A 15180-nucleotide genomic window follows, 5' to 3' on the forward strand; every position below is an offset into this window, starting at 1 on the left:
AACTCGACCGGGACGGGGTCCCCGTCAGCCCAGCCGTAACACCAGTGCGTCGCCGTCGTCGTACGCGTCCGGCCGACGGTCGACGACCGCGAAGCCGGCGGCGTCGTACAGCGCCAGCGCGGCCTCGTTGTCAGGGTGCGCCTGCAGCGTCACCGGGCCGGACGCGTCGCGCACGACGCGACGGAGCAGTTCGCTCGCTCGCCCCTCGCGACGGTGGGCGGGGGAGACGACGAGTTCCGCGAGGTGGACGCCCGGACGCCCCGGTGCGTCGACCGGCAGGAGGTATCCGACGACCCGTCCGGTCGGCGCGGAGCCGCTCGCCGCCTCGTCGCCGGCGACGCTCACCCGGACGGACTCCACCGCGAGCCCGTATTCCAGCAGGTCCGGATTCGGCTGTCGGAGGTGCGACTGTAGCTCGCGGATGCGCTCGGCGTCGGCCGGCCGGGCATCGCGGAGCCGAGGGGTCGGGGAGGCGGGCGGCCGGTCGGAGCCTGCCGGTCCCTCGTTCCCCGGGTTCGAGGGTTGTCCGGTCATCGCAGCACCACCGCCCAGAGCGCCACCGCGGCCGCCGCGCCGGACAGCGTCGCGAGGAAGTTGACAGCCTGATTTCCGACCGCGTCGCCCTCGATCAGCGCGCCGAGGAGGCTGTCGGCGGTCATCCCGACGACGCCGGCGCAGACGACGACCGCACCCCCCGTGACCGGGTCGCCGATCGGCATGCCGACCGCGGCGAGCCCGCCGACGAGGAGCCCGCCGGCACCGCCGGCCAGTTCGCCCTGCCACGTCACCGCGCCGTCCGTCCCCGGATCGACCGGTCGCAGCGTCGTGACGAGACGCGGACCGTCGTACAGTCCGCCGATCTCAGAGGAGAGAGTGTCGGCCATCGCGGTCGCGGTCGCGCCGGCGAACGCGAGCGCGAACGGGGCCGCCGGGACGTCGACGTGCGCGGTCGCCGCGTATCCGACCACCGCGGCGAGCGCGACGGCGGAGTTGGCCAGCACGTTGCCCGTGCCGCGAGCCCCCTCGTTCTCTTGAGCGACGCCGCGTTCCGCCTTCTCGTCGAACCGGTACTTCGAGGCGAGCCCGCCGACGGCGTAAAACGACATGAGCGTGAGGAACCACCCGACGCCGCCGAGCACGACGGCCAACAGCGCGGAGAGTACCCCGGTCAACATGCCCGGGACCGACGCGGTGCCGAGCGCGACGGAGACGTACCCGAGCGCGACGGTCACGCCGAGCCCGAAGGCGACGAGCGCGACGGTCACGTTCGGGTCGAGCGCGACGAACCCCCAGACGGCGAAGGCGACGAAGGCGACCGTGATGTGCGCGTCGCGGGCGAACACCAGCGACCGGACGAGCGCGGCCGTCAGCGCGGCGGCCGCGGCGAGAAAGACGACGCCGGGGAGCGTCGCGCTGACGCCGCCGGCCGCGCCGGTGATCTCCGGTCCGCCGGTCTGAGCCAGCACGCCGAACTGTCCGGCGATCGCGCCCAGCGTGCCGCCGGTGACGTAGCCGGCGACGAGCGCGAACTCGTCGGTCGAGCGGGAGCCGACGAGTTCGCGGCCGAGGCGGCCGCCGCCGACTGCGAGCGTCGCCGCGGCGAACGAGACGTAGGGGAGCGGAGCCCGAGGGAGGGAGGCGAACAGTGCGAGCCCGGCCGCGGCGAGCGAGAAGGAGACGAGCCCGTAGAGTCGGTCGTCGTCCCGGTCGCCGGGCAGCGCGAGCGTCTCGAACCACTCGCCGTCTCGGACGCCGAAGAAGGCGAGACCGGCGACGGCGAGAAACGGCGCGACCGCGGCGTCGCCGAGCGTCGGAGCGAGGACCGCCAGCGCGGCCACCGCGGCGAAAACGCCCGCGCGTCGGAGCCTCCGTGTCACACTCTCGGCTACCCGGGACGCGCACTTAACGGTCCCGACAGCGGTCGCTCGGCGCGGCGACGCTCGGCGGAATCAGGAGAGCGACCGGCTGACGCGTGCGGCTCAGTACCGGTACTCGTTGAACTGCACCGCGTGCCCCTCGATGAGGCGGACGGACCCTTCCGGGTCCTCGTCGTCGTCGGTTCCGTTCTCGTGCGAGTCACCCACACCCATGCGCGGAGGAACGGTGGTATGGTATATAAACGTTGGCCGTACAGCGAAAGTGAGCGGTCGGCTGCAGGGCCGCTCGACCAGACCGTGGATCGGTCGAACCCACCTCGCTCAGTCGAGCACCCGGTCTATCTCGCCGAGGTCGTCGAGCACGTAGTCGGGCGAGACGGCGGCGTCCGCGACCGCCGCCTCGTCGGTGACGCCGGAGAGTACGAGGGCGGTCGTCATCCCGGCGCGCTCGCCGAGCGCGACGTCGGTGTCGAGGCGGTCGCCGACGACGAGACACTCCTCGGGCGGACGGGGGAGGCGTTCGCGGACCATCTCGATCGCGGGGTCGGAGGGCTTGCCGAGCACGACGTCGGGGTCGCGCCCGGCGACGCCGGCGATCGCGTTGATCACGGCTCCGGACCCGGGAACGTCGCGTTCGGGAGCGGGGATGACGACATCGGGGTCGGTCCCGACGAACGGGACGCCGCGATCCAAGGTCCACAGCGCGGTACAGAGGTCGTCGTAGCCGAACTCGCGGTCGATAGAGGCCACGAGCGCGTCCGCGGCCGCGGGGTCGTCCGTGGTCGTGAGGCCCGCGTCGGCGAACTGGGCGAGCAGTCCGGAGTCGCCGATACACAACAACTCGTCGGCCGCGTGGTGGTCCCGGAGGTAGCGCGTCGTCACCGTCCCCGCGGTGAACACCTGTTCGGCATCGACGTCGTAGCCCGCGGTACCGAGGCGGTCGACGTACGCCGGCGGCGTCTTCGTCGGGTTGTTCGAGACGAACAACGTCTCGACTCCGGCCGCCCGCAACCGTCTGTACCCCGCCGGCGCACCGGGGATCGGGTCGTCGCCGCGCACGACCGTCCCGTCCACGTCGAGGACGGCTCCGCTGAGTGTCATGGTCGCCGTCGGGTCCCCACGGCCCTATGGATTGCGCCCTACCGTTCCAGATACGGTACCAGTACCACGTTCGGGATAACGGAAGCATAAAGCGGCACGACTCCGTATCGATGTCCACTGTGACGACGACCCAGGTGACCCTCGTCCAGATCGACAACTACGGGCCGTGGACCGTGACCCCCGAGCCGCGTCGGGAGATGGACCTCCAGACGCTTCAGTCCCGGCTCTTCGCCGACATCGCGCAGTTCGTCGGCCACCGCGACGCGTACGTCTTCTTCACGCGCTTCGACAACATGATCGCGGTGACCAACGGCGTCGACGACGCCGCACACGCGGCGCTTCAGGAGTCGATCGGGAACCGATATCCGGTCAGTATCAGCCTCGGCACCGCGGTCGCCGAGCGGCCCGTCGACGCGCTGTCGGCGGCGAACCGTCGGCTCCAGACCGAGGGGAGCGCACAAGACAGAAACCGAACCGAAGTGCTCGCCGGCGAGTACCTCACGGAGACGACGGACGCCGACCTTCAGATCGCGCACTTCGACGTCGTCAACGTCACCGGGAAGTACACGGACCAGATCAACGAGTTCGACACGTTCATCAACGTCGAACGGGCGTACGCCTCGCTGATGCACTACCTCCGGAAGACACACGGAGCGCTCTCGTTTTTCGTCGGCGGCGATAACATAATCTCCGTCTGTCCGGACCTCCCCGAACGCGACTTCACCGACGCGGTCGCACACGTCGAAGACGACGTCGGCGTCGAGCTACAGGTCGGCGTCGGCAGCGGGGCGTCCGCACACGAGGCCGGCTTCGCGGCCAAGCACGCACTGGAGGACTGTCGGCGCGACGGAACGAGCGTCGAGCTGTTCGGCGCGCCCGCGCTCGGCGACTGACACGACGCTCGCGGGCCGCCGAACGCGGTGATCTGGGGGTATCTGTTCTGATAATTGGTGTGTAGCGTTTTTATACGGTCCGAGAGAACGGCCGGACAACATGTCCGAACACATCGTGTTCGTCTGTACCGCAGACGACTGTGACGCGGGGCCGTGGGAGGGCTCTCACGACGCGATGGCCCACTGCGCGGAGCATCCGGGCCACGGCTACACGGGATGTCCGCGCTCCGAGGTGACGGAGGTCATTCCGGCGACGGCGACTCGGTCGCGTGACAACCGAAACCTCCAGCACAAGGGCCACCCGCGGGGCGCGCTCGCCCAAGACGACTGAGTCGGGGTTCGACGAAGGCGCGGCCCGTCGTCGACATCCGACCGTCGAGGAGACCCGCCTACTCCGTCTCGTCGAACAGTCCGAGGTCGTCCGCGACGAGGTCGGCGAGCTGATCTTTCAGGGCCGGATCGACCTCTGCGACCTCCTCGCCGCCGTGTTTTCCGTCGTTGTGTCTGGTGAGTGCGCTCTCGACGTCTGACAGCGGGACGCGGGTTTCCGTCTCGCACTCGGTACACACGATCGGGACGGACGGGTCGTCACTAGCCATCGTCCGGGTAGTCGCGGGTGGCCGGTATCAACCTTCGGGAGCGACGGCGTCGTGGGACGCGATACGACGGCGACGTTGCGACGCGGCAGCGCCGAGCGCTCGTCTCTGTCGCGGTCGGCGCGCGCCGCGTCGCGTTTCCGCCCTCCGAGACGACTCACAAACCCCTAAGTCGCGGCGACCCAAGTCGGCGTATGGTCGAAGCTCCACAGACCGAGGAGGGCTGGTTCGCGCTGCACGACTTCCGGTCGATCGACTGGGACGCGTGGCGCGACGCGCCCGAACGCGAGCGACGGCGGGCGATCGAGGAGGGACGATCCTTCCTGAACCGGCACGAACAGGTCGCCGACGCCGCCGAGGGCGACTCCGGACTGTTCTCCGTTCTCGGGCACAAAGCGGACCTGCTTTTCGTCCACTTCCGCCCGAGCCTCGACGACCTCTCCGCGATCGAGCGGCGGTTCGAGGACACGGCGCTCGCGCGATTCACCGAGCGGACGACCTCGTACGTCTCCGTCACCGAGGTCTCCGGCTACGTCTCCGACGAGTACTTCGAAGATCCCGAATCGGTCGACGAGGGGCTCCGCCGCTACATCGAGGGGAAGCTCACGCCCGAGATCCCCGACGACGAGTACGTCTGTTTCTATCCGATGAGCAAGCGCCGGGGCGAGGAGTACAACTGGTACGACCTCTCCTTTTCAGACCGCGCCGACCTCATGGCCGACCACGGCGACGTCGGGCGCGAGTACGCCGGCAAGATCAAGCAGGTGATCGCCTCCTCCGTCGGCTTCGACAGCCACGAGTGGGGCGTCACCCTGTTCGGCTCCGACCCCACGGACATCAAGGACATCGTCTACGAGATGCGCTTCGATCCCGCCTCCTCGCGGTACGGCGAGTTCGGCGAGTTCTACGTCGGGCGGCGGTTCCCGCCCGCGGACCTCGGCGCGTTCCTCGCCGGTGAGACGGTTCCGACGGGCGAGGGCGGCGAAGCGCAGGGCCACCACGGCGAGGGCGGCGGCCACGGCGAGGGAGGCCACCACGGCGAGGGCGGCGGCCACGGCGAGGGAGGCCACCACGGCGGTGACGGCGGTCGCGGCGAGGGCCACGACCGCTCCGGTGCCGGGGGCGGCTCAGCACACGGCGACCACCCGCACGGCGAGGAGGGCGCGGGCGGCGAGGGAGATCACCCGCACGGCGACGAGGACGGGGAGCACCACGGCGATGCAGACGAGGACATTCGCGGCGAACTCGCCGACCTCGACATCTACGCCGGGAAGCCCCACGGCGAGGACGTGTACGCGACGGTGCTGTACAGCGAGGCCGACGTCGACGGGTTGTTCGACGAGGTCGAGGGGCTCCGCGGCAACTTCGACCACTACGGCACGCACGTGAAGACGGCCGTCTACGAGGGGCGCGCGACCGACCGCGCCGCGGTGGTCTCCATCTGGGATACGGCCTCCGCCGCCGAGACCGCCGCCGGCTTCCTCTCTGAGCTGCCCGGAATCGTCGCCCGCGCGGGCGAGGAGTCCGGCTTCGGCACGATGGGGATGTTCTACACCGTCAAGCCGGACTACCGCGAGGAGTTCGGCGACACCTTCGACGACGTCGGCGAGATCCTCTCGGGGATGGACGGCCACGTGGAGACCGACCTGATGACGAACGTCGAGGACGAAAACGACATGTTCATCGCCAGCCAGTGGGAGGCGAAGGACGACGCGATGGCCTTCTTCGGCTCCGACGAGTTCCGCGAGACGGTCGAGTGGGGTCGTGAAGTACTCGCCGACCGGCCGCGACACGTCTTCTTGGCCTGAGTCGGGTCGGCGACGGGCGGTCGCATTCCCCGCTTCGCCGCGGTCGCGGTCCTCCACTTCGCTGCGGTCGCGGTCTCCGGTGCACCGCCGCGAGCGACCGCCGGGTTTTAGGTATCGTTGCGCCGAACGGCCGGCTATGTTCGACACGATCGTGGTCGCGACCGACGGTTCCGACAGCGTCCGCCGGGCCGTCGACGTCGCGGTCGACGTCGCCGCGCGGTTCGAAGCGGAGGTCCACGCCGTCTACGTCGTCGACAGCGGCGAGGTCGAGTCCACGCCCGACGAGGTCCGCGAGGACCTCCGCGACGCGCTCGACGACCACGGCGAGTCGGCGCTCGCGGAGGTGGAAGACGCCGCGGTCGCCCGCGACCCCGAACTCGACGTCACCGTCGACGTGCGCGAGGGACGTCCCGCCGCCGAGATCGCCGGCTACGCCCGGGAGGTCGACGCCGACGTGGTCGCGATGGGAACGCGCGGGCGACACGGCGAGAACCGCTTTCTCATCGGATCCGTCGCCGAGCGCGTCGTCCGGACCTGTCCGGTCCCCGTCCTCACCGTCCGCCAGCTCACCGACGAGGATCCCCGGCGGACGACGATCTGACCGGAGCCGCGCCCCGAGCGTGTCCGATCCGAGAGCGGCGGAGTTTTCCCGCTCCCGCTCGCGTCGTCGGTATGGACGACGACCTCATCGACGAGGGGGACACTCCCCGATCCCGATACACTCGCCTGCCCGGCAAGGGATTTTTTTACCCGGACTCGCTGGACGAGGAGCGCGCCGAACGGCGGGCAGCGGAGGCGATCGAGGGCAGCGAGGCGGTCGTCATCGCCGACGGCGACGCCGACGGACTCGCCTGTGCGGCGATGATTCGAGAGGCGTACGACGCCGCGCTCGACGTCGCAGACTTCGAGGCCGCCATCGCGGCCCGGCTGGAGAGCAGCGACGACACGGAGGCTGACGACGGCGTCGATGCGGTCGACGACATGGACGACGGCGAGGACGACCGCGACGATCCGACCGCCGATGCACACGCCGAGTCGCCGGTCGGACTCGTCTCGGCGGGTCCCTACTCGATCGACACATCGCTGGAGCGCGTGCTCGCGTACGCCGACGACGGGATCGACCTCTTCGTCTGTGACCTCTGTCCGGACGACTACGAGTGGATCGCAGAGCCCCTGGAGGCGCTCGCGGAGACGACGGAGTCGATCCGCTGGTTCGACCACCACCAGTGGGACCCGGAGACGGCCGAGTCCGTTCGAGACGTCGGCGTCGACCTCGTCGTCGGCGAGTCCGACGAGGAGTGTACCGCCGACGTGACTCTGCGCTCGCTCGACCACGAGTTCGCCGACCGCTGGTCGGAGCTGGCGGCCGTCACCCGCGATCACGACCTCTGGATCAAAGAGGACCCGCGCTCCGACGACGTGGCCGACTACTCCTACTGGGCCGGCCCCGAGGAGTATACGACGGTCATCGGAGCCTACGGGGCCGACCTCCCCGAAACCGTGCAGGCGTTCGTCGCCGAGCGCCGCGTCGAGAAGGAGGCGCGGATCGACGCCGCCGTCGACCGCGCGGTCGCCCACGCGGTCGGGGACTGGACCGTCGCGGTGACGTACGGCCGGTGCTCGCAGAACGAAGTCGCGGAGACGCTGCGCGAGGGAGGGGCGGACGCGGCCGTGATCGTCAAGCCGGCCGGCTCCGCGTCGATCCGCGGCTCCGAGACGTTCCGACACGCACACGAAGTCGCCGGGAAGGTGAACGGCGGGGGCCACCCGCAGGCGGCCGGCTGCAAGCCGGACATCTACGACGACATGCTGGATTACGCCCAGCACTGGACCACCGAGGGACAGGCCTGCAAGCGCGTGATCCTCGCGGCGTTCGAGGCGGTCGCCGAGGAGGTTGCGGAACGAACCGACGAAACTGACGGGACAGACGAGTCCGACGACGCCGAGGCCAAGTAGGCGTCGGCTCCGACATCGGACACCGTCGACCGCGACACCGGATCTCCCCCTGCGGCCGGCGCAGAACCGCACCTTGATACCGATCGACAGCCCTCCTGTAGCCAATGGCCGACATCCTCGTCGCTGGCGAAACGCTCGTCGATCTGCTCCCCGACCCGGGCGAGACGCTCCACGACGTCGACGGATTCAGTCACCGCCCCGGCGGTGCGCCCGCCAACGTCGCCGTCGGTCTCTCGCGGCTCGGTGCCGCTCCGTCGTTCTGGACCCGCCTCGGAACCGACCCTTTCGGTGGGTTCCTCGGCGACACCCTCGACGACGAGGGAATCGAGTCGACGCACGTCGAGCGCGTCGCGGGCAACACGACGCTCGCGGTGGTCTCCCCGCCGGGCGTCGACGACCGGCGATTCCGGTTTTATGGCTCTCGAGACGTGACCTTCGGGTTCGATGCGGACGCGATTCCGACCGCCGCGCTGGACGACTGCTCGTGGGTTCACCTCGGCGGCGTCGGTCTGACGCACCCTGACGGGCGCGCGGCCATGCGGAGGCTGGCCGCGGCCGCCAGCGAACGCGGCTGTACCGTCTCGTTCGACGTCAACTACCGACCGGACTTGGTGTCTGAGGGGGAGCGCGAGGCGGTCCGCGACGCGATCCGAGCCGTCCTCGCCGACAGCGACGTGGCGTTCGCGAGCGACGAGGACGTCGAGCCGGCGGGCCTCTCCTCTCGAGAGGGAGCAGCGCTGGGGCGCGACCTGCTGGCGTTCGGTCCGCATACGGTCGTGGTCACGCTCGGCGCGGCGGGCGCGCTCGCCGTCGGATCGGCGGACGCCCCGTGGGGCGACGTGACGGCGCGACACGACGGGTTCTCCGTCGACGCGGTCGATGCAACGGGAGCCGGCGACGCGTTCACCTCGGGTCTGATCGCCCAACTCGCCGCGGGCGTCACCGACCTCGACGCGGCGCTCGAGTTCGCCAACGCGACCGCCGCGCTCTCGGTGCAGGACCGCGGCGGGATGACGGCGCTCCCGAACCGGGAGACTGTCGAGGCGTTCCGCGAGAGCGAGCGGTAGCCGCGCGGCCGCGCGTCGACCGTCGCCGGTCGCGATCCCGTGCGGAGCCTCACCGCGGCGGGTCGTCGTTTCTGTACCGGTCGGGGAGGTAGGGCGTCGCCGCGGCGGGGACGAACGAGACGGCGTACGCCGCCAGTTCGGCGAGGTGGCGGCGAAGCGCGGTGTACACGCCGGCGACCGCGAGCGTGGCGACCACCACCAGACGGAGCGGGCCGTCGACGAGGAGTAAAAGCGGCAGCGACAGCCCGACCGAGAGCGCGAGGTCCTCGACGGCCCCGTCGTACCTGACCCCGCGGCGCGGCGCGACCCACCGCTTCCGGTAGTGGTCGTACACCGCGCGGTCCGAGGTTCCCTCCCACGGCCGGAGTTCCAGCCCTCCGCCGTACACGTCGGCGAGGCTGTGGACCGCCGCGCCGAGCAGGAACAGCGCGAGAGCCACGGTGAGCGCGGACGGAGACACCAGTGCGGCGACGAGGGCGAGCCCCGCGGCCGCGGTGTAGTACACGGGATAGTGAAGCGTCTTCCGGTGGCCGACGTACATGTCGAGGTCCGGGAAGAGCCCGCCGAGAAATCCCGCGACGAACCCGACGGTCGCGAACTCCGGAGCCACGCGGACCAGCGGCGCGGCGAGCAGCATCCCGCCGAGCACGTGGGTCGGAAGCATCATCGTGTCCGTATCGAAGCAACGGAAATACAAGAACGTATCGCCGGACAACAGATCGGCGTCACGGACCAAATCTCCCGCCGTCGCGGCGCGCTTATGTCGCTCGGCGCGCGTGAACGGGTATGCTCATGACGCCGGGACCGACCGCGGTCCCCGTGCCCGTCCGCGACGCGATGAGCCGCGAGCTGATCAACCCCGATGTCGACCCGGAGTTCGACGCGATCTACGCCGACCTCGTCGACCGGTTAGAACGGGTGTACGGCGTCGCGGAGGACGGCCGAGCGCCGCGTGACATCGCCGTCCTCGGCGGCGAGGGCATCCTCGGACTGGAGGCCGCGATCGCCTCGCTGGTCGAACCGGGGACGGAGGTGCTGTGCCTCTCGAACGGACTCTACGGCGACGGGTTCGCCGAATTCGTCGAGTCGTACGGCGGCGAGGCGACGCTCGTCTCGGCGGAGTACGACGAGCCGCTTCCCCTCGACGACCTCGACGCCGTCCTCGACGACGGCGACCACGCGTTCGACGTGGCGACGACGGTTCACTGCGAGACGCCGACGGGGACCCTCAACGAACTCGGCCCCGTGCTCGACCGCCTAGAGGCGGCAGATGAGGAGACGATCACCGTCGTCGACGCCGTCTCGTCGCTCGGCGGCGTTCCCGTCCCCACGGAGCGGATCGACGTCTGTCTCGGTGCCTCCCAGAAGTGCTTCAGCGCGCCGCCCGGACTCGCTACCGCCGCGATCAGCGACCGCGCGTGGGCCGCGATGGAGGAGCGCGACCCCGACTCGCTGTACACGAACCTCCTCCCGTGGCGCGACACGTCCGGGGGGTTCCCGTACACCCACCTCACCACGAACGTCGTCGCGCTCGACGCGGCCCTCTCGCTGCTGCTCGACGAGGGGATCGACGACGCGTACGCGCGCCACGAGGCGGCCGCGGCCCGCTGCCGCGAGCGCGGCGCCGCACTGGGGCTCGACCCGTACCCCGACCCGGCGCGGAGTTCGCCGACCGTGACGGCGTTTCACGTCCCCGGACGGGCCGAGCGGCTTCAGCGCGCGCTCCGTGAGGACCACGACGTGACCGTCGCGACGGGACTCGACGAGTTCGCCGACAATATCCTGCGGATCGGTCACATGGGCCATAACGCTCGGACGGAGCGCGTCGACGAGGCGATGGACGCGCTCGCCGCCGTCCTCGACGAATAGGTTACTCAGCGCTCGTCGACGTGTCTGACCTCGCTCGCGACGCCACGCGTCGATCCGACCATCTCCGGGCCGGACATCTCGGCGCGGCCGACCGCGAACGCCTTCGGCCCCTCGATGACGACCTCGTCGCCGACGCGGATGTCGTCGTCCGCGTCGACGACACCGGGCGCCAAGACGGAGCCGTGCGGGACGAACGGGTCGATCTCGACCCGTTTCGTGGGGGCGTCGCTCGCGACCCACCGGCGCGCGCCGGCGAGAGTGAAAGAGAGGGTGCCGTACTGGGGCACCATCGTCGCGAGCTGTTCGCCCGGCTCGCCATCGCGGCCGGCGTCGGGGTCGTCGCCCCACACCTGGAGTTTGGGGTAGCGGCCGGTGGTGCGGACGTCGGCATCGCCCGGTCCGCCGAACAGGTCGTCGCCCGCGCCGTCGCCGAACAGGTAGTCGGCGATCGCCCGAACGGTGTTGTGCTCGCGCTCGCGCTTGCTGTACGCTGGTTCGCCCTGGAGGGTCGCGTTCAGCTCGCCGAGTGACTCGTCGGTCGTCGGGTGGTCGACACAGGTGTACTCGAAGGGGACGTCGATCGCGGGGTCGCGCTCGACGCGCTCGCAGATCTCTCGGTAGCCGCCCTCGGGGACGTGTGCGACGACGCGGGCGTAGTCGTTGCGCTCCAGGTACCGCCGGAGGACCTCCGCGACGAACCCGATCTCGTCTTCCGACCAGTCCCCGGTGACGACCGCGTCGTAGTGTTGCGCCGGATAGGTCGTCTCCAACTCTTGCGGGACCACGCCGATCGGCGAGGTCATCGAGACGGTGTGGCCGCGCCACTGTATCGCGTCGTGGAACTGGCGGTGACTCTGGGAGTCGCTGTACGGCTTGGCGGCCGAACAGGGCACCAATACGAGCGGTTGGTCGGTGAATCGGTTCCGGTACCGGCTCGTCACGCGGTCGGCGAACCGCTGGATCTCGACGCGGTCGAGCGTCTCCGCGCTCGCGGCCGTCACCTCCGCGTCACGCATCAGCGGCGTCCGTTCTTCGAGGTACGACCACTGGTCGTCGAACTCCCGGAACGCCGCCGTGAGCCACTGCTCGTGGCGGGTCTGCCCCTCGATGTAATCGCGGAGGCGACCCGACCGGATCCGCTCGCGGACGCGCCGAAGCTCGGCCCGGAGGGCGTTCACGTTGTGGTCGGCGCAGTCCGCGCGGGAAAACGACTCTCGGGGCTGTTCACAGGCCGGACAGGCGCAGGGTAGCTCGTCGAGGTCCGCGAGGAAGTGCTCGGCGTCGCCGGTGAGATACATCCCCTGTGTCCCTTTCGTCCGCGCGAGCGTCGCGTCCACGAGGTCGACGCCGGCGTACGCGAGGAGCGCGACGTTCCGGGGGGTCGCAACGCCGGAGAGGCCGAGGGCGGTGTCGTCCGGTAGCGCTGACTTCGCCCGGACGATCGCGTCTCTGAACCCCTCGCCATGGCCGACGAAGCCGGTTGCGTCCGAGAGCAGATATGCGTCGGCACCGAGGTCGCGGGCGCTCTCGCTGTCGACGACGACCGCCGCCGGAAACGCGACGTCGGGGTGGTCCACCGCGAACGACTCGCGGACCTCCTCGCGGGTACCCGACGGGAACGCCCGGTGCGGCAGGAGGGTGAGCGCGTGGTCGTCACCGTCGGGCACTTCGCGGTCTGCGGCCCAGAGGCTGCCCGCGTCCGTGAGGAACGGGTCCGCGAGCGCTGGCGTCGTCACCGGCTCGGCGAGACGTAGCTCCCCGATCCGGGCCGCGCCGTCGCGTTCGTGGACCTCGAAATACTCGGTCATACGTCTCCTCGCGTGGGGACGGTCAACTTTCTTGTGTTCCGAGGATGACTCAGACGGCGGGACCGGAACGACGGTGACGCTCGGCGTTCCCGCGGCCTGAGGCTCGGCGCGATCGGCGCGTCTACGCCCCGGACCGCCGCTGCGGTGAACGCGCCGAGAGACCGTCGGAACCATTAGGCTGATTCCGTCCGAAGCGGTCGCATGGAGATCACCGGCCCGTGGGATCGGGGTCGCGTCGACGAGTTCTTGACCGACGCACGCGTGCCGGTTCGGATCGGTTGTCGCACCCCGAGTAACGCGCCGTGGATCGTCTCGCTGTGGTTCACGTGGGACGGCGCGGTCCACTGCGCGACGAGCGCGAACGCCGACCTCGTCGAGTTTCTCGAATACGACGCTCACGTCTCCTTCGAGGTGTCGACGAACGACCCGCCGTACAAGGGCGTCAGAGGCCGCGGACGCGCGTCGGTCGCACCAGACGAGGAGAAGGAACTCCTCTCCGCCCTCCTCGTCCGATATCTCGACGGGATCGACAACCCCGTCGGCGACCGGCTCCTCCGGCCGGAGCGCGAGGAAGTCCGAATCCGGATCGACCCCGAACGGCTCCACGCGTGGGACTACAGCGAGCGCATGGGACGGGGAAACGAATAGCCGGCCGTCTCACCGGCCGAGCGTCCGGAGGTTCTCCGTGTCGACGTCGTCTGGAACGCTCCGGAGCGCCTCGGCACACCAGCCGTCGTGTCCGAGGGTGATCGCCGTCTCGGGGTTGGCGTCGGCGAGGGCAGCGACTCCCTCTGCGGCCGCGACCTGCGCCGCGTCGTCGAGCCTGTCCGGAGTCTCCGCAGTGAGCGGGTACGTCTCGGAGAGCGCTCGCGGGAACGGACCGAAGGGAGGTTTCACACGCCAGACGGCGTCGTAGTCGTGCGTAGAGGGCGCGTTCGACTCCGTGAGCAGCAGCCGGTCCGGAACCGCCAGTCGTGCGAGCCGGTCGTGGTGCCGGTGGACCTCGGGGCGTCGCGCCGCCTCGTGGGAGGTGTAGAAGAACGCGTCCTTCGAGACCGGGTCCGTCCGCTCCAGTTCGTCGGCGTGGTCGAGCAGCGCGCGGTAGCCGTCGAGCATGGCGGGGTGCCCGCGGGCGCGGCGGTCGACGAGTTCCATGAGGGTCCCGTCGCGGATCGCGGCTTTCACGCGGCGGATCTCCTCGAAGGTGACGTGGAGGTTGTGTTCGGCGAGCAGCCGCTCGGTCTCTCCGTCGTCGCGATCGCGGACCGCCTCGGGCGTGTGATCCGCGCAGACCGGACACGAACACGGGAAGTACGTCATCTCGTCGAGGTGTTCGGTCCCCGAAACGGTGAGGTACCGCCCGTCGCGGGCCATCAGCGCGTAGGCGGCCGAGTCGAACAGGTCGCAGCCGGCCGCGACCGCGAGCGCGAACATCATCGGGTGGCCCGCGCCGAACAGGTGCACCGGTGCGTCGGGGGCGAGCCCGCGTTTCGCCGCCCGGACCTGCTCGACCACGTCGGCGTACCGGTAGGCGTTGAGGAGGGGAACCATCGCGCCGACGGGGAACACGTCGAGATCGGTCGCGGACGCGTGCCGACCCGCGGTCTCCCGCAGTTCCGGGAACGTCGACCCCTGTACGGGCGCGTTCACTAGCATCTCTCCGGTGTCCGCGGTCTCGGCGTCGGCGAGCGCCTGTCTCGTGGTCGAAAGCTCCCGTTCCGCGCGGTCGCGGTCGACGTCCGGCGGCGTGGGCACGTCGACAGGAGTCGCCACGTCGCTGCCGATCCGACGCTGGAAGTCGAGTATCTCGGCCGTGGTCACGTCGATGTCGCCGTACTCGGCGAGCTGGAACGAGCCGGAGTCGGTCATGATCGCGCCGTCGAAGTCCAGAAAGTCGTGAAGTCCCTCTTCAAGCACGCGATCGCGGATCCGGTCCGTGCTCCGGATGATGTAGGAGTTCGTGATCAGCATCTCAGCGCCGAACTCCTCGCGGAGCCGCTGCGGCTCGATCGTGAGCACGTTGGGATTGACGACGGGCAGGAGCGCCGGCGTCTCGACCGTGACGCCCGCGTTCGGGACCGACAGCCGACCGATCCGCCCGGCCGCGTCGTGGTCCCGAATCTCGAAGTGGTCGCGCATATCCGACCTGCGGGAAGACGGGCGGTAAGAGTTGCGTTCGGAGTCGGTTCGGTCGTATCGTCGCTC

General features: G+C 70.2%; 15 protein-coding genes. 8 read left to right on the forward strand and 7 right to left on the reverse strand.

From position 1 onward, the window contains the following. Nucleotides 1-24 precede the first annotated feature (24 nt). The 3 genes from ACZ45C_RS04405 to ACZ45C_RS04415 all read right to left on the reverse strand — a co-directional run bounded on the left by ACZ45C_RS04405 (nucleotide 25) and on the right by ACZ45C_RS04415 (nucleotide 2978). Nucleotides 25-534 (reverse strand): GNAT family N-acetyltransferase, encoded by a 510-nt coding sequence (locus ACZ45C_RS04405; RefSeq protein ID WP_460559325.1) that lies wholly within the window; start codon nucleotides 532-534, stop codon nucleotides 25-27. Continuing rightward, nucleotides 531-1877 (reverse strand): DUF92 domain-containing protein, encoded by a 1347-nt coding sequence (locus tag ACZ45C_RS04410; protein ID WP_460559327.1) that lies wholly within the window; start codon nucleotides 1875-1877, stop codon nucleotides 531-533. Before ACZ45C_RS04410 ends, ACZ45C_RS04405 begins: the two co-directional genes overlap by 4 nt. A 321-nt stretch (nucleotides 1878-2198) precedes the next feature. Further along, the gene (locus ACZ45C_RS04415; RefSeq protein WP_460559329.1) at nucleotides 2199-2978 is read right to left on the reverse strand and encodes an HAD-IIA family hydrolase; all 780 of its coding nucleotides are present in this window, start codon (nucleotides 2976-2978) and stop codon (nucleotides 2199-2201) included. Nucleotides 2979-3097: 119 nt separating this feature from the next. Between ACZ45C_RS04415 and ACZ45C_RS04420 the strand changes: the two genes are divergently transcribed. Continuing rightward, on the forward strand, nucleotides 3098-3871 hold the full coding sequence (locus ACZ45C_RS04420) for a GTP cyclohydrolase III (RefSeq protein WP_460559331.1): 774 nt from the start codon (nucleotides 3098-3100) through the stop codon (nucleotides 3869-3871). A 100-nt stretch (nucleotides 3872-3971) separates the two neighbouring features. After that, a complete protein-coding gene (locus ACZ45C_RS04425; protein WP_460559333.1) occupies nucleotides 3972-4202 on the forward strand; it encodes a hypothetical protein in 231 nt (76 codons plus the stop codon). A gap of 58 nt (nucleotides 4203-4260) precedes the next feature. On the opposite strand, the gene ACZ45C_RS04430 is transcribed toward ACZ45C_RS04425, so the two are convergent. Then, entirely contained in the window at nucleotides 4261-4470 is a 210-nt protein-coding gene (locus tag ACZ45C_RS04430) for a hypothetical protein (protein ID WP_460559335.1), read from the reverse strand. Nucleotides 4471-4661: 191 nt separating this feature from the next. Between ACZ45C_RS04430 and ACZ45C_RS04435 the strand changes: the two genes are divergently transcribed. The 4 genes from ACZ45C_RS04435 to ACZ45C_RS04450 all read left to right on the forward strand — a co-directional run bounded on the left by ACZ45C_RS04435 (nucleotide 4662) and on the right by ACZ45C_RS04450 (nucleotide 9298). Continuing rightward, nucleotides 4662-6275: a heme-binding protein gene (locus ACZ45C_RS04435; protein ID WP_460559337.1), complete on the forward strand. Its 1614-nt coding sequence runs from the start codon at nucleotides 4662-4664 to the stop codon at nucleotides 6273-6275. A gap of 136 nt (nucleotides 6276-6411) precedes the next feature. Beyond that, a complete protein-coding gene (locus tag ACZ45C_RS04440) occupies nucleotides 6412-6876 on the forward strand; it encodes a universal stress protein (RefSeq protein ID WP_460559339.1) in 465 nt (154 codons plus the stop codon). 71 nt (nucleotides 6877-6947) lie between these two features. Then, on the forward strand, nucleotides 6948-8231 hold the full coding sequence (locus tag ACZ45C_RS04445; protein WP_460559341.1) for a DHH family phosphoesterase: 1284 nt from the start codon (nucleotides 6948-6950) through the stop codon (nucleotides 8229-8231). Nucleotides 8232-8335: 104 nt separating this feature from the next. Beyond that, the gene (locus tag ACZ45C_RS04450) at nucleotides 8336-9298 is read left to right on the forward strand and encodes a carbohydrate kinase family protein (RefSeq protein WP_460559343.1); all 963 of its coding nucleotides are present in this window, start codon (nucleotides 8336-8338) and stop codon (nucleotides 9296-9298) included. A 49-nt stretch (nucleotides 9299-9347) separates the two neighbouring features. Here the strand turns inward: ACZ45C_RS04450 and ACZ45C_RS04455 are convergent, their stop codons facing one another. Continuing rightward, complete coding sequence (locus ACZ45C_RS04455; RefSeq protein ID WP_460559345.1) at nucleotides 9348-9965, reverse strand: metal-dependent hydrolase; 618 nt, start codon at nucleotides 9963-9965, stop codon at nucleotides 9348-9350. 119 nt (nucleotides 9966-10084) lie between these two features. Between ACZ45C_RS04455 and ACZ45C_RS04460 the strand changes: the two genes are divergently transcribed. Beyond that, the gene (locus tag ACZ45C_RS04460; protein WP_460559347.1) at nucleotides 10085-11167 is read left to right on the forward strand and encodes a pyridoxal-phosphate-dependent aminotransferase family protein; all 1083 of its coding nucleotides are present in this window, start codon (nucleotides 10085-10087) and stop codon (nucleotides 11165-11167) included. Nucleotides 11168-11172: 5 nt separating this feature from the next. Here the strand turns inward: ACZ45C_RS04460 and arcS are convergent, their stop codons facing one another. Next, nucleotides 11173-12975, reverse strand: coding sequence for an archaeosine synthase subunit alpha (arcS, locus tag ACZ45C_RS04465; RefSeq protein ID WP_460559349.1), 1803 nt, complete (start codon nucleotides 12973-12975; stop codon nucleotides 11173-11175). Between the two features lie 201 nt (nucleotides 12976-13176). On the opposite strand from arcS, the gene ACZ45C_RS04470 reads away from it, so the two are divergent. Further along, nucleotides 13177-13623: a pyridoxamine 5'-phosphate oxidase family protein gene (locus tag ACZ45C_RS04470; RefSeq protein WP_460559351.1), complete on the forward strand. Its 447-nt coding sequence runs from the start codon at nucleotides 13177-13179 to the stop codon at nucleotides 13621-13623. Nucleotides 13624-13632: 9 nt separating this feature from the next. Here the strand turns inward: ACZ45C_RS04470 and tgtA are convergent, their stop codons facing one another. Then, nucleotides 13633-15114, reverse strand: a complete 1482-nt coding sequence (gene tgtA, locus ACZ45C_RS04475; protein ID WP_460559353.1) for a tRNA guanosine(15) transglycosylase TgtA — start codon at nucleotides 15112-15114, stop codon at nucleotides 13633-13635. Between the last annotated feature and the right edge of the window lie 66 nt (nucleotides 15115-15180).

The organism is Halorubrum pallidum (assembly GCF_055380345.1).

Coding starts and splice junctions, on each gene's coding strand:
- ACZ45C_RS04405 (WP_460559325.1), bottom strand. CDS start 534: ATGACCGGACAACCCTCGAACCCGGGGAACGAGGGACCGGCAGGCTCC.
- ACZ45C_RS04425 (WP_460559333.1), top strand. CDS start 3,972: ATGTCCGAACACATCGTGTTCGTCTGTACCGCAGACGACTGTGACGCG.
- tgtA (WP_460559353.1), bottom strand. CDS start 15,114: ATGCGCGACCACTTCGAGATTCGGGACCACGACGCGGCCGGGCGGATC.
- ACZ45C_RS04445 (WP_460559341.1), top strand. CDS start 6,948: ATGGACGACGACCTCATCGACGAGGGGGACACTCCCCGATCCCGATAC.
- ACZ45C_RS04455 (WP_460559345.1), bottom strand. CDS start 9,965: ATGATGCTTCCGACCCACGTGCTCGGCGGGATGCTGCTCGCCGCGCCG.
- ACZ45C_RS04435 (WP_460559337.1), top strand. CDS start 4,662: ATGGTCGAAGCTCCACAGACCGAGGAGGGCTGGTTCGCGCTGCACGAC.
- ACZ45C_RS04470 (WP_460559351.1), top strand. CDS start 13,177: ATGGAGATCACCGGCCCGTGGGATCGGGGTCGCGTCGACGAGTTCTTG.
- ACZ45C_RS04440 (WP_460559339.1), top strand. CDS start 6,412: ATGTTCGACACGATCGTGGTCGCGACCGACGGTTCCGACAGCGTCCGC.
- arcS (WP_460559349.1), bottom strand. CDS start 12,975: ATGACCGAGTATTTCGAGGTCCACGAACGCGACGGCGCGGCCCGGATC.
- ACZ45C_RS04415 (WP_460559329.1), bottom strand. CDS start 2,978: ATGACACTCAGCGGAGCCGTCCTCGACGTGGACGGGACGGTCGTGCGC.
- ACZ45C_RS04460 (WP_460559347.1), top strand. CDS start 10,085: ATGCTCATGACGCCGGGACCGACCGCGGTCCCCGTGCCCGTCCGCGAC.
- ACZ45C_RS04430 (WP_460559335.1), bottom strand. CDS start 4,470: ATGGCTAGTGACGACCCGTCCGTCCCGATCGTGTGTACCGAGTGCGAG.
- ACZ45C_RS04450 (WP_460559343.1), top strand. CDS start 8,336: ATGGCCGACATCCTCGTCGCTGGCGAAACGCTCGTCGATCTGCTCCCC.